The organism is Embleya sp. NPDC055664 (assembly GCF_053618075.1).
In genome coordinates this window covers 68,758-81,677 of sequence record NZ_JBSHGZ010000033.1, presented here as the reverse complement: position 1 = coordinate 81,677, position 12,920 = coordinate 68,758, and the positions used below count along the sequence as shown (strand labels likewise).

General features: G+C 74.9%; 9 protein-coding genes. 3 read left to right on the top strand and 6 right to left on the bottom strand.

Translation table 11 applies throughout. The features are described from left to right. The first annotated feature begins 47 nt into the window (after positions 1-47). A complete protein-coding gene (locus ACWGR4_RS36975) occupies positions 48-914 on the top strand; it encodes an amidohydrolase family protein (protein ID WP_452129612.1) in 867 nt (288 codons plus the stop codon). Between the two features lie 15 nt (positions 915-929). On the opposite strand, the gene ACWGR4_RS36970 is transcribed toward ACWGR4_RS36975, so the two are convergent. Both ACWGR4_RS36970 and ACWGR4_RS36965 read right to left on the bottom strand, forming a co-directional pair. Continuing rightward, complete coding sequence (locus ACWGR4_RS36970; RefSeq protein ID WP_452129611.1) at positions 930-1,907, bottom strand: LLM class F420-dependent oxidoreductase; 978 nt, start codon at positions 1,905-1,907, stop codon at positions 930-932. A gap of 83 nt (positions 1,908-1,990) precedes the next feature. Then, a complete protein-coding gene (locus ACWGR4_RS36965) occupies positions 1,991-3,262 on the bottom strand; it encodes an MFS transporter (protein ID WP_452129610.1) in 1,272 nt (423 codons plus the stop codon). 37 nt (positions 3,263-3,299) lie between these two features. On the opposite strand from ACWGR4_RS36965, the gene ACWGR4_RS36960 reads away from it, so the two are divergent. Beyond that, positions 3,300-3,923, top strand: a complete 624-nt coding sequence (locus ACWGR4_RS36960) for a helix-turn-helix domain-containing protein (protein WP_452129609.1) — start codon at positions 3,300-3,302, stop codon at positions 3,921-3,923. Here the strand turns inward: ACWGR4_RS36960 and ACWGR4_RS36955 are convergent. Then, positions 3,875-4,999 carry a serpin family protein gene (locus tag ACWGR4_RS36955; RefSeq protein ID WP_452129608.1) on the bottom strand — a complete coding sequence of 375 codons (1,125 nt, stop codon included), beginning with the start codon at positions 4,997-4,999 and terminating at the stop codon, positions 3,875-3,877. The genes ACWGR4_RS36960 and ACWGR4_RS36955 overlap by 49 nt on opposite strands. Positions 5,000-5,098: 99 nt before the next feature. Here ACWGR4_RS36955 and ACWGR4_RS36950 point away from each other — a divergent pair, with 99 nt between their 5' ends. Next, a complete protein-coding gene (locus ACWGR4_RS36950; RefSeq protein WP_380000971.1) occupies positions 5,099-5,644 on the top strand; it encodes a nuclear transport factor 2 family protein in 546 nt (181 codons plus the stop codon). A gap of 6 nt (positions 5,645-5,650) precedes the next feature. Here ACWGR4_RS36950 and ACWGR4_RS36945 read toward each other — a convergent pair whose 3' ends face one another. The 3 genes from ACWGR4_RS36945 to ACWGR4_RS36935 form a co-directional block, all read right to left on the bottom strand. Then, positions 5,651-10,234: a hypothetical protein gene (locus tag ACWGR4_RS36945; protein WP_452129607.1), complete on the bottom strand. Its 4,584-nt coding sequence runs from the start codon at positions 10,232-10,234 to the stop codon at positions 5,651-5,653. 208 nt (positions 10,235-10,442) lie between these two features. Then, positions 10,443-11,291 (bottom strand): hypothetical protein, encoded by an 849-nt coding sequence (locus ACWGR4_RS36940; RefSeq protein WP_380000975.1) that lies wholly within the window; start codon positions 11,289-11,291, stop codon positions 10,443-10,445. After that, the gene (locus tag ACWGR4_RS36935) at positions 11,288-12,835 is read right to left on the bottom strand and encodes a hypothetical protein (protein WP_380000977.1); all 1,548 of its coding nucleotides are present in this window, start codon (positions 12,833-12,835) and stop codon (positions 11,288-11,290) included. Before ACWGR4_RS36935 ends, ACWGR4_RS36940 begins: the two co-directional genes overlap by 4 nt. Between the last annotated feature and the right edge of the window lie 85 nt (positions 12,836-12,920).

Genomic DNA, 12,920 nt, shown 5'->3' with positions numbered 1-12,920 from the left:
ACGGCTCGGGCCGGCTCCGGGATCGTTTCCGTTGTACGGAGGTGTGCATGGGTATTCCGGACGGCATCGGCGTGGTCGACCTGCTGATGGGTCTGCCGAATCGGGACCGGCGCTGGTGGGCGACCGCGATGGCGGGCACCCTGCGGGACGAGGACAGCCGGACCGGGATGACCCACCCGGCCGGCTACATGTTCAAGGATCTGCCCGACATGGAGCGCACCGATTCCTCGGCCGAGGATCTGCTGCGCGAGATGGACCGGTTCGGGGTGGAGAAGGCGCTGATCCCGGTCTCGTTCGAGGACCCGGACACGCTCGACGCGGTGCGCCGGCACCCGGATCGGCTGCTCGGCAGCTTCCAGGTGGATCCGACCGACGTGATGGCGGGCGTGCGGGCATTGCGCCGAGCACGCGAGGAGGTGGGCATCCTGGCCGCGACCTTCTTCCCGTGCGGCTGCACACCCCCGGTGCCGATCGACGACCGGCTGGCGTATCCGCTCTACGCGACCTGTGTGGAGCTGGGCCTGCCGGTGTTCGTGAACGCGGGCATCCCCGGGCCCCGGGTACCGGCCGCGGCGCAGGAGGTGATGCGCTTCGACCGGGTCTGCTACGACTTCCCGGAGCTGACCGTGGTGCTGCGTCACGGCGGCGAGCCGTGGTGCGACCTGGCGGTCAAGCTGATGCTCAAGTGGCCGGGCCTGCACTGGTCCTCGTCGGCGTTCGCGCCCAAGCACTACCCGCGCGCGATCGTCGACTACGCGAACACGCGCGGGGCGGACAAGGTCATGTACGCGGGCTACTTCCCGTACGGGCTGACCCTGGACCGGATCTTCGCCGAGTTGCCCGGGGTCGGCTTCAAGGACGAGGTGTGGCCGAAGTTCCTGCGGACCAACGCCCTGCGGGTGCTCGGGCTCTGATCGGCCGGCCGGCGCTCAGCCGGCCGTCGTCGGGGCCAGGGCGAGTGCCGCCTCGATCGGGTCGGCGCCGGGGCGGGGGTCGATGACGGCCAGGACCGGGACGGTGACGCCCGCCGCGACGTAGCGGGCGATCCGCGCCCGGCACTCGGCCGGTTCGCCGTGCACGATCAGGTCGTCGAGCACCGCGTCCGGGACCAGGTCGAGGGCCCGCTTGCGGTCGCCCTCGGCCCACGCCTCCCACATCGGCGCCAACTGCTCCTCGCGCCCGAGCCATCGGTGGAAGTCGGCGTAGACCGGGACGGTGAGGTAGGCGGTGATCATCCGTCGGCCGATCGCCCGCGCGGTGTCCCGGTCTCCCGTCGGCACGACGAAGATCCGCGCGACGATCTCCTTGTCCGGGCCGCCTTCGCGCACGAACGGCACCACACGTTCGACGTCCTTCGCGGAGAGCCAGTTCAGGATCGCGCCGTCGGCCTCCCGGCCGGCGAGCCGCAACATGCCCGGGCGCAGCGCGGCGACCAGGATCGGCGGCGGGCTCTGCGGCGGCCGGGACAGCCGGAAGCCGCGCACCGCGAAGGTCTCGTACTCCTCGGTGACCTTCTCCCCCGCGAACGCCGCGCGCAGGAACCGCACGGTGTCCCGCACCCGCTGAAAGGGCCGGTCGAACTCGGCCCCGTTCCAGCCCTCGACGATCGGCGCGGAGCCGGCGCCCAGGCCCAGGTGGAAGCGGCCGGGGGCCACCTCGGCGAGCGCCGCCGCGCTCATCGCCAGGGTGGCCGGGCCGCGTGTGTACGGCGAGACGATCGCGGTGCCCAGGCGCACGTCCGGGTCGGCGAGGGCCGCCACGGTGAGCGGGGTGAAGCCGTCCGAGCCATCCACCTCGGCCGACCAGACGTCGGTGTAGCCGGCCCTGCGCAACTCGCGGATCAGGCGCGGGTGTTCGGTGAGCGGGGCGTCGAGCGGAACGGTGATCCCGAAGCGGGCCTGATCCATGCGTGCTCCTCCGCGTACTCCCGAAGACGGTCGTGGTGGTCGATCAGGACTACCACAGCGCGGGCGTGCGCACGACGTGCCGCTCAGGCTTCGCGTGCGTCGGCGGCCGGGCGATCGGGCGGGAGGCGGACGAACAGCGTGCCGACGCCCGCGCTCGCGAACAGGGCCGCCAGGACGCCCCACCCGATGCCGCCCACGGCCTGGAGCAGTCCGGTGATCAGGATCGGGCCGAGTACGTGGCGCCCGACCGAGCGGCCCATGCCGAACGCGGCCAGGTATTCGGCCCGGCGGTCGTCCGGTGCGACGGCGTAGGACAACGTCCAGGCGGCGGACACCGCGATCACCTCGCCGCAGGACAGCAGCAGTACGCCGATCGGAAACACCACGGCGGCGGGGGCCCGTTCGGCCGACCACAGCAGCACGCACGCCGCCGCGAGCAGCGCGCCGGCCGCCACCTGGCAGCGCCGCGCGGCGCGGACCGACATCGCGAGCCGGGCGGCCGGCATCTGGCACACCACGCCGAAGACGGTGTTGACCGCGTACAGCGCGCCGAGCCAGGACGCGGACAACCCGCCGCGGGTGGTCAGCCACAGCGGGATGCCCAGATTGAGCACCGGCAGCCACAGTTGGAGCAGCGTGTCGATCGAGGCCGGCCCCCACACCCGCCGATCGCGCAGCGCGCCCCACCCGGACACCCGCGGCGCCGCGCCCCGGGCCGGCGGCACCGGGATGGTCGCGAGCAGTGCGGCCACGAGGACGAAAGCGGCGGCGTTGACCAGCACGACCGCGCGAAACGCCGCCGCGTCGTCCAGGCCGATGGCCAGGCCGCCGAGCGGGGCGCCGAGGCTGATCCCGAGGTTGGCCACCGTGCGGTAGGCGGCCAGGGTGCGCACCCGGTCGGCGCCGTCGGCGAGTTCGGCCACGAACGCCTGGGTGAGCGCGGACACGCTCTGGTCGGCCGTGGTGACCACGGCGACCGCGACGAGGAAGCCCCACCACTCGCCCACGGCCGCATAGCCGGCGGTGCCGGCCGCGCGGGCCAGGTGCAGGGCGACCAGGGTGTTGCGTACCCCCACGAGGTCGGCGAGCCGGCCGATCGGCACCGCCGTACCGAGCGCGATCAGTCCGGCCAGCCCGAGGCCCAGACCCACACCGCCGGTGGACAGACCGACGATTCGGGTGAAGTAGACGGCGGAGAACGCAACGAACAACCCCACGCCCAGGTAGTCGACCAGCCCCACCCCGAGCAACCGCCGCACCGGACGCCGGATCCGGACTTCGGCGCGGCCCCCCGCGGCCTCGACTTCGGTCGTGTCCTGCCCGACTTCCGGTCCGTGCACATTATTCTGTGTCATGGACACAGTATTTTGGACCCAAGGACACAATCGCGCCATGACCGATCCCGCCGAAGCCGTCGGCTACACCCTCGCCGCCAATTTGCGCGCCGCCCGGCAGGCCCGGGGCTGGCGGCTGGACGAACTCGCCGGCCGCTCCGGGGTGAGCCGCAACATGCTCCAGCAGATCGAGACCTGCCGGACCAACCCGAGCATCGCCACCCTGGCCCGGATCTCGGCCACCCTCGGCATCGCGATCGGCCGGCTGGTCGAGCCGCCCGAGGAACTGGGCCACGTGGCCCGCCGCGACGACGCGCCGACCCGCCCCGGCGGCCGGGAGAGCGTCTTCCGCCTGCTGATCAACGACACCACCGCGCCGTTCACCGAGCTGTGGGAACTGCGCCTGGCGGCACACGACGAAGTGTCCGCCGACGCGCACCCGACCGGTACGCGTGAGCTTCTGCACGTGCACGAGGGCACGGTGACCGTCGAGGTGGGCGGCGCGACGTTCACCGTCGGGCCCGGCGACGCACTGCGGATGCGCGGCGATCGGCCACACGTGTACCGCAACACCCGCGCCGAGCCGGTCCGGCTGACCATGACCGTGGTCTACGCGGGTGTGCCCGACCCCCGCTACCGGGAGGTCGGCGCCGCCGCCTCCCGAGGCACCGTGGCCTGGTAGCCGGCGAACAGCGGCACGTAGCCGGTGGGATCCGTCACCACACACGCGAACGGCCGGTCGAAGCACACCGGACGCGGCTTGGGCGTAAAGCTCACGGGAGTGAGCGTGACGGCGCTCACCGCCGCCGCCTCGACGCCCTCCTCGGTGACCCGCAGCAGCGACTCCTGGACCATCGCGTCGATCCGCACCGGCTCGTCGGTCGCCCAGCGAAAGTCCGCGGCGTCGCCCAGCGGCGCCGTCACGCCCAGCGCCCGCAGCCGGGGCACCACGTCGAGCCGGGTGCGCAGCTCGAAGCGCGGTACGGCCACCTCCACCGCCGCGCCCTCGTACGGCTTCCCCGTCTCGCGCGGCGCCCACCCGGCGGTGATCACCGACGCGGGCGGGGCCTGCGGCGGGCCCAGCGCGAAGCGCACCCGTGCGGGCCGCTCCCCCACACACGGCAGTTCCACCACGGTGACCTCGCCGTCGCGGCCGTCGATCGTCCACACGTCGGCGGCGGGCACCTCCCGGTGCATCATCGGGACCGGCGCCCGGGTGCCGTCGGCGGCGTGGAACGGCCGATCGCGCGTGCGCGCGGGATCGAACCCGTCCCGCCAGCGGGCGCGCAGCGCGAGCGCGCCGACCACGAGCAGCCGCGTCGCCTCGGAAATCCGCACGGGTATCCGCTCGATCAGCCCATCCGTGGCCCGCGCGACCCACCGGTCCAGCGCGGCCGGATCCACCGGCGACCCGAATTCGACCTCCGCCAGCGCGGCCCGGAACTCCGCCCGCAGCGGCGCCGCGCTCCACACCCCGGTGGCCACCGCAAGCGCCTCGATCCCGGCCAGCTCACGCGCCACCGCGTCCACCGCGGGCGCCGCCTCCGGCCAGGCGAGACCGACCACGTCGGCCAACTCCTCGGCGGTGTCCCCGTCCGCGCCGACGGCCGGCACCGCGAGCGCCAGCCACAGGCCGGTCGGCGAGCACACCACGTCGCCACCGGCCGCCCGCACCCCGGCGTCGCTCAGCATCGCGTCGAGCAGACGCGAGGCCAGCTCCCGTACGGCGCCCGCGTGTTCGCGCAGAGCCGGTTCCATCTGATCACCCTTGTCGTCGCCACGTCGTCGCTGCCCGGAGGTGTTCGGTGTCCCCCCGGCCGAGGAGATGTATGCCTCCCGACCGTAGTGTCGTGCGTCATGGACGACTTCGGCGGGGACGTGGAGCTGCGCAGACTCATCGACCGTCAGGCGATCCGCGACGTGGTGTCGCGGTACTGCCGGGGCATCGACCGGATGGACCTCGACGCCGTCCGCGCGTGCTACCACCCCGACGCCACCGACGAACACGGCGCCTTCACCGGGACGGTGGACGAATACCTCGCATGGATCGGGCGATTGCTCCCCCGATACACCTCGACCATGCATCTGACCGGCAACCACCTGGTGGACTTCCGCGACGACACGCCCGATCTCGCCCGTTCGGAGACGTACGGGATCGCCTTCCACCGCAGTGCCGACCCGGCGCCGCGCGGCAACCTGACCACCGGCTTCCGCTACATCGACGACTTCGCCCGGCGCGACGGCGTGTGGCGGATCGCCCGCCGGGTGGCCACCACCGAGTGGGTCCGGGTCGACGACGCGGCCGGGCAGTGGCCGGTGCCCGAGGGGCTGCGCACGGGCCGACGCGATCGCACCGACGCGGTGTACGCGCCGTTCCCCGCCGACCCGGGCCCGCCGGCCTGATCGGCCTCAGCCGATCGGCTCCGCCGCCTCCATCGCCTCGACCGGCTCCACCGGAGCCACCTGCTCCACCGGCTTGCGGAACACCCGGGTCGCGTGGATCTCGCCGACGATCTGCGGCGCGTCCGGCTCCTGCGGCACCGGCAGCCCGGGCCGCAGGTGCTCCTCGACCGAGATGTACTTCAGCCCCGCCCGCAGGTCGGCGTCGTTGCGCAACCGCACCACCAGCGGGAACTCGGCCAGCGCCGTGGTGTCGAACAGCCCCGTGGTGTACACCAGTTGCACTCCGAGCGCATCCGCCACCGCGCGCTGGAGCTCCAGCAGATACGACGCGTTGGCCCGCCCGATCGGGTTGTCCAGGAACAACGTCCCGGCGTGCCGGTGCCGGGCCCGGCCGCGGTCGTTGCTGCGCAGCGCCGCCATCGTGCAATAGAGCGCGATCGCGGCAGTCAGCAGCTGGCCGCCGGAGAACACGTCGCCCATCTGCCCCACCGGCACCCGTTCGGCCCGCAACACCGAGTCCGGCTTCAGGATCTCCACCTGCACCCCGCGCGGGCGCAGCGCCGCGTGCACCCCGCGCAGCAGCAGCGTCATCCCGTCCCGCCGCACCCCGCCGACCGTGCCGTCGCGACCGCGCCGAATCGTCCGGGTCGCCTCGTCGACCACCTCGCCGAGCGCCTCGACCAGGGCCGCCGCGTCCGGCTCGTCGAAGCGGATCCGCAGGAACTCCTGCCCGGACCACTCGCCCAGCTCCTCCGGCAGCCGGGACAACCGCTGCGCGGCGCGCAGCGTGGTCAGCGCGGCCTCGACCATCCCGCGCATCCGGTCCACGATGCTGTCCCGGTTGCGTTCGATCTGGCGCAGCTCGTCGGTGAGCACCCGCAGGCGCGGCGCGAACGCCGCCGACCAGGCGGGCGCATGCTCCGCGAGCGCGGCCGGCGGCAGTTCCCGGATCTGCTGCCGCGCGGGCATCCGGACCTGCTCGAACCGGGTCGCGCCCGCGTGCCGCACCAGCGTCTCGGTGCGCTCGCGGACCTGGGCCTCGGCGGCGGACAGGTCGGCCGCGGCGGCCCGCAGCGCGCGCCGGCACGTGGTCGCCGCGTCCCGCGCGTCGGCGACCGGACCCGCGAACGGCGTCGCGGCCGGCTGCTCGGGGTCCACCGGCACCGCCGGCAGCGTGTCCGTAAGGGAGCCCGCCACCTCGCCGAACGCGCCGGCCGCGTGCTCCGCCTCGGTGTGCTCGCGCACCAGGCGGACGTGCGTCTCGCGGGCCGACGCGACCTCCTCGGTCCGGGTCGCGTGTTCGGCGCCGGCGGCCCGCAACAACTCGTGTGCGTGTGCGCCGTCGCGGGGTCGCTGCTCCTCGGGCAGGTCCAGGTGGTGCTCGTGGCCCTCGGCGGGCGCGTGCCGCTCCACCTCGCCGCGCAGTCGGCCGAGCAGTTCGCTGGCCGCGTCGGCGCGCCCCTCCAGGGTGCGTACGTGGTCCTCGGCGCGGCCGGCGGCGGCCAGGCGCGAGGGGCCGTCGGAGCCGTCGAATCCGTCAAGCAGCTCGGCGGCCTGTCGGCGCACCTTGGCGGTGAGCCGGTCCAGGGTGCCCTGCGCGGCCGACTCCTCGCTCTCCGCGCGGGCCTGCTCGGCCCGCAGGTCGGCGCCCACGCCCACCTTCTCGTACAGCGCGCGGGCGGTGCGGTACGCCTCGCGCAGCGCGGGCAACGACGCCCGCGCTGCGGCCTCGTCGGCCGCCTCGTCGGCACCCGGCTCCTCGGACGCGCCGGTGATCTCGGCACGTTCCTCGCGCAGCGCGCGGGCGGTGCGGCGCGCGTCGTCGGCCGAGCGCTGCGCCTGCCGGCGGTCCTCGTCGGCGGTGCGGGCCAGCAGCCGGTCCGCCTCGGCGCCTGCCTCGTGTTCGGTGGTCTCCTGCTCCAGCTCGCGGATCCGGCGCGCCCACCCGGCCCGCTCGCGCAGCCGGAAGGCGAGTCCGGCCAGCGCGTCGGCGCGGCGGCGCGCGGTCTGCGCGGCGTCCATCCGCCGATCGCGCCGGTCCACCGCCTGCGCCCGGTCCTGCTCGGCGGTCACCGCGGCGATCTCGGCGGCCTCCCCCGCGGCCTGCGCGGCGGCCAGCTCGACCCGCGCGTCGGCGACCGCCTCGAACAGTTCGTCGAGCCGGCCCGCCGGGCACGCCGCCCGCCACGTCGCCAGGCGTCCGGCCAGCGCCCGATCGGCCTCCAGGCGCGCGGCCCGCTCGCGGATCGCCTCCTGCCGCTCGCCCGCCCGCCTGCGCAGCGCGTCCCGCTCGGTGTCGGCGGCCCGCTCGTCGTGCATCGCGGGGTTCGGCGGCACCAGGAACGTGTCCGCCCGCTCCTCGCCCGGCTCCAACAGCGCCTGCGGGGTGCCCACCGCCACCGCCGAGCGCGGCAGCAGCGCGGCCTCGGCCAGCACGTCCCGGGCCCGGTCCATCGCGTTGTGCATGGTGACGATCACGCCGTCGACCAGCTGCGGGCGGGCCGCGAGCACCGCGGCGTGCCGCTCGGCGGGCACCGACTGGGCCAGGTAGCGCCAGCCCGGCAGGGCCGGAATGCCGTGCTCGCCCAGGAGTTCGACCGCGGCCAGCACGTCGGGGCCGGCGGGCAGCAGGCCGCCGTCGCCCAGCGCGGCCAGGATCCGCGAGTCGTCGGCGGCGTCGGTGCGCAGGTGGAACAGGGTGCGCTCGCCGTCGCCGACCGCCTCGGCGAGCAGTTCGCGCAGCACGTCGGCGGCCCGGTCGAAGGTGCGCGCGGCCTGCTCGCCGATCGCCGTTTCGGCGTCGGGGCCCAGCAGTTCGCGCACCCTCGGCTCGGCGGCCAGCGCCGTCGCGTTGTCGTGCACGGCAGTCAGGTCGGCCTCGGCCACGCCCAGCCGGTCCGCCGCCCGGGCCGCGGCCAACTCGGCCCGGCCGCGCGCGGATTCGGCCTCGCGCACCCGCGCCGCCGCCTGTTCGGCCGCCGTCCGGGCCTCGGTCCAGGCGGCGGAGGCCGCCTGCTCCTCGTCCGAGGCGCGCGCGGCGGACTCGGCCGGGTCGCCGTCGTCGTCGATCCAGCCCGCCTCGACCGCGAGATCGAGTTCGGCGCCCACCTCCACGAGCCGGGCGCGCAGATGCGCCGCCTCGCTGCGGGTGCGCTGCGCCTCGGTGGCGGCGGTGGTGGCGGCCCGCTGCGCCCGCTCGCCCCGCTCCTGGAGTTCGGCCGCGCGCCGCTCCTCGGTGTCCGCCCGCCCCTCCGCCCCGGCGGCGGCCGCGTGCAGCGCACGTACCAGCGCCGAGGCGGCGTCCTGGCGGGCGGCGAGGGCCGGCGCGGCGTCCCGCTCGGCGGCCCGGATCGCCACGTCCACCCGCTCGGCCCGGTCCACCGCGGCCCGATGCCGCAACACCGCCTCGGTGGCCAGCCAGGCCGCGTGCAGCCCGCGCGCGTCGCCGAGTTCGCGCTTGATCCGGGCGGCGTCCTTCTCCGCGGCGGTCAGTCGCATGCCCGCGTGCCGGTGGGTGATCTCGGCGGTGACGAGCGCCGCGTGTGCCCGGGCCCGCTCGGCGGCGTCCACGGCCGCGGCGGAGTCGGCCACCCGCCGGGCCAGTTCGGCCGCCCGCTCGCGCTCCCGTTCGGCCCGGGCGCCCAGTTCGCGGCCGAGCCCGCGCGCGGCGTCCTCGGCGTTGCGGTGCACCGCCCGTACCCGGGTGCGCCGCGAGGCGGCCTCGCCGACCGCGTCCAGGAGTTCCACCGCGCCCTCGACGAAGTCCCGCTCGGCGGTCAGCTCGGCGCGCTGGGCGAGCTTGACCGCGAACCCGTCGACCAGGTCGGCGAGTCCGTCGGTGTCGGCCGGGTCGGAGACCGCGCGAAGCAGCAGGTCGACGAAGTCCGCGTCGTTCTTGACCGCGAACAGGCCCGCCGCCTCGCCCTCGTCGGCGTTCATCTCGCGCTGGTAGCGGAACAGTTCCGGGTCCAGGCCGAGCACGTTCAGGTGCTCGATCCAGCGGTCGTGGATCTCCTCCCAGACCACGTCCACGTCCGGGTAGACCTTGTGCAGTTCGGTCATCGCGTCGCGGAAGCCGCGCATGGTCCGCCGCCGCCCGCCGACCTGCACCGGCAGCCCGTCCAGGGTGAGCCCGGGCCCGGGTCGGAAGGAGTACCAGCTCTCCGCGAACTTGCGCGGGTCGGAGGAGACCTGTCGGCCGCGCCACTCGCTGACCTTGCCGACCACGACCGTCTCGCCGGTGAGCACGTGCTGCCATTCGAGCGCGACGTGCCCGCAGTCGTCGGCGAGCAGGAACTTGCGCAGCACACCCGAGCTGGCCCCGCCGAGGGTGTTGCGGTGTCCGGGCAACATCACCGAGAAGATCAGCTTGAGCAGGACCGACTTGCCGCCGCCGTTCTCCAGGAACAACACGCCCGCGGGCGCGGGTCGGCGCGGCGGCCCGACCGGCTCGCCCTCGAACAACTGCGCCTGCCTGGGCGCCGGGTCGGGCACGGGCGCACCCACCCCGCGCAGGTCGAGCACGGTGTCGGCGTAACGCGCACCGGCGGGCCCGATGGAGAACAGGCGGACCCGGGACAGCTCGTACATCGGCGGTCAAATCTCTCTGATCGAAGCACAGGACGGAACAGGTCGAACAAACGGGGCGAAACACGCACGTCGCGCGCCATCGGAACAACGCACGCGCTGACGGACGGGCGGGCGAGGGGGCGAACGGAGGGTGCGAGGCACACCCGGCGCGGCACGCCCGGACGATCGGGGCCCACGCCGCACCGCTCGCCGCCGCCCCGGCACGCGGTCAGACGCCGTGGAAGGGCAACCCGGCCCCCGGCACCAGTTCGCCGTCGACCGCGGCGGCCAGCAGGCTCGGGCTGCCGTCGGTGACCGCCACCACGCCCAGCTCCAGCAGCTCCGACATCGCCGCCGAGCCGGCCGTGTCGCGGACCTGGAGCTGGTAGCGCGCCGTGGTGCGGTAGGTGCCGCCGCCGTCGTCGGAGACCCGCTGCAGGAAGCCGGAGTCGACCAGGAACGCCACCGCCTTGGCCACGATGCCCACGGTGGAGGCGGCGAGTCGGCGGGCGTCCTTGGTCGCGCCGGTGGCGCTGCGTCTGGCGTAGACCCGCCAGGCCGCCTCCAGGCTCGGCCCGTCCACCTCGGGGTCGCTGATCTCGCCGCGCAGTTCGGCGCGTTCCTCCAGGCGCCGGCAGGCCTGGCGGACGAAGGCGTCCACGCCGTGCACGCTGAGCCGGCCCACGTAGGCGTCGTCGGCCAGGTCTTCCGGGCGGGGGAAGGCCATCGCGGCCACCGCCAGGTGGGCCAGGCCGTGCAGGAAGCGGTCGGCCGACTCGGTACCGGCCCGGCGCGCGTAGTCGCCCATCCGGACCGCGAACACCGAGTCCTCACCGGCGGTGACCGCCATCCCGGCGCGCGGCGACACCTCCAGGACGACCAGGCCCAGACCCGCCGCGACGGCCGCGGCCAGCGCCGCGAAGCGCGGATCCTCGCGGTGTCGGCGGATCAGGTCGGCGTATTCCGCGTCGCGCGCCGGCAGCAGTTTGGGCTGGAGGCCGAAGGCGACCAGGCGGGCCGCGTCGCCGACGTCGGCGGAGGTGATCGGGGCGGCGTCGGCCGCCGTGTCGTGGGTCATCCGGGGGTGGGCCCTTCCGGCTCGGGTCGCGCGCCGGTCAGAACCGCCGTGCCGATGATCAGGTCGGCGCCGCCGACCTCGGGGTCGTCGAGTTCGGTGCCGTCGTCGACGGCCACGAGCAGGGTGCGATCGCCCTGGCGCAGCGCGGTGCCCACCGGCGGCGAGGCCGCGTGGAACGCGAGCAGCGCGACCAGGTAGCCGAGGTCGGGATCGGCCTCGCGGGCCTCGGCGAGCAGCCCGGACAACCGGCGCGGAGTCTCCGGCGGGATGTCCAGGAGCAGCGCCGCCGCGTCGTGCTGGCGCTCGCTGTACCGGCTGTCGTCGGGGGTGAGCGACACGTCGGGCTCGGGCAGTTCGGCGCCGAGGTGGTCGCGCGGCGCGGGCGGGGTGAGCAACATCTCGGTCAGATCGTGCAGGCGCACCGCGACGGGGGTGCGCAGGCCGGTGCCGGCGGCGAAGAACCGGTCGGTCACCCGGCGTGCGTCGCCGACGGGCAACTCCAGGAGCGGGCGCAGCAGTTGCCCGTACAGGTCGAGCCCGGTGCGGGTGCTCGGCGCGGCGAACGCCTGCCGGTCCTGCTCGGCCCGGAACAGCGGTCCGGCCTCCATCAGCCGGGTCTGCAACTGGGTGTGCCGGCGAATGCAGTCCTGCACGATGTCGACCAGCTCGGCCGCGCCGCGCTTGCGCTCGCTCTCCTCGGCCTCGTCCCGGGCCCGGCGGATGTTGATCAGGATCGCGTTCTCGTGCCGGTAGCGGTCCGCGACGTGGTCGAACGCCTCGTCGATCAGGTCCGGTACGGCCTGGAGCCAGTCCACGGCGCGCACGTTGCGCCGGGTCGCGTCCAGCGCGCGGCGCAGCGATTCGGCGTACTGCACGGTGCGGTAGCGGGCCTGCTCGGCGGCGAACCTGGCCTCGGCGAGCCGGCCGCGTCGGATCAGGTGGTCGAGTTTGACGTCGGCGGCGATCTGCGCACTGGTCACGTCGGTGTCGAGGGCACCGACCAGGACGTTGATCGCCTCGTCGGTGGCGCGCAGGAAGATGTGCCCGTCGGGGCCGGGGACCTCTTCGAGGAGCTTGAAGTCGTAGTCGCGCCGGATGTATTCACCCTCACGGGTCCACATGCCGTAGACGGCGCGAAAGCCCCGGTCGACGCTGCCGACGTTGATCAGGTTCTCCAGGACCCAGCGGGCGACGCGCTCGTATTCGGCCGGGTCGCGCCCGGGGGCCTGGGCGGCCACGCGCGGGCGGAGCCGGCTCACGATCTCGTCGTGGTCGGCCCCGGTGTCGAAGTCCATCGTGACCGTGACCAGGTCGATCGCGGCGAGGCCGAGTTCGGCCATCGCGTAGACGGTGTACTCGCCCGCCAGGTTGGCCTTGCGCGCCTCCAGGTCGTGCAGCGGCGCGGTGCAGGCGAGGGCCTTGAGGCGGCGGGCCAGGCCCTCCTCGGTCACCCCTGAGCGGGGGTGCGCCGCGCCCGGGGGCAGCGCCGGGCCGGCGGGCGGCGGCAGCTCCCCGGGCCGGACGGCTCGGGCGGAAACGGTCATGGGAGTAGAGCCTAGGACGTTCGGCCGACAGCTTCGGCGCCCGCCCACCCCGGATGGGGCCGAACGGGGGCGGGTTCGACCGCGG

Coding starts and splice junctions, on each gene's coding strand:
- ACWGR4_RS36975 (WP_452129612.1), top strand. CDS start 48: ATGGGTATTCCGGACGGCATCGGCGTGGTCGACCTGCTGATGGGTCTG.
- ACWGR4_RS36970 (WP_452129611.1), bottom strand. CDS start 1,907: ATGGATCAGGCCCGCTTCGGGATCACCGTTCCGCTCGACGCCCCGCTC.
- ACWGR4_RS36965 (WP_452129610.1), bottom strand. CDS start 3,262: ATGACACAGAATAATGTGCACGGACCGGAAGTCGGGCAGGACACGACC.
- ACWGR4_RS36960 (WP_452129609.1), top strand. CDS start 3,300: ATGACCGATCCCGCCGAAGCCGTCGGCTACACCCTCGCCGCCAATTTG.
- ACWGR4_RS36955 (WP_452129608.1), bottom strand. CDS start 4,999: ATGGAACCGGCTCTGCGCGAACACGCGGGCGCCGTACGGGAGCTGGCC.
- ACWGR4_RS36950 (WP_380000971.1), top strand. CDS start 5,099: ATGGACGACTTCGGCGGGGACGTGGAGCTGCGCAGACTCATCGACCGT.
- ACWGR4_RS36945 (WP_452129607.1), bottom strand. CDS start 10,234: ATGTACGAGCTGTCCCGGGTCCGCCTGTTCTCCATCGGGCCCGCCGGT.
- ACWGR4_RS36940 (WP_380000975.1), bottom strand. CDS start 11,291: ATGACCCACGACACGGCGGCCGACGCCGCCCCGATCACCTCCGCCGAC.
- ACWGR4_RS36935 (WP_380000977.1), bottom strand. CDS start 12,835: ATGACCGTTTCCGCCCGAGCCGTCCGGCCCGGGGAGCTGCCGCCGCCC.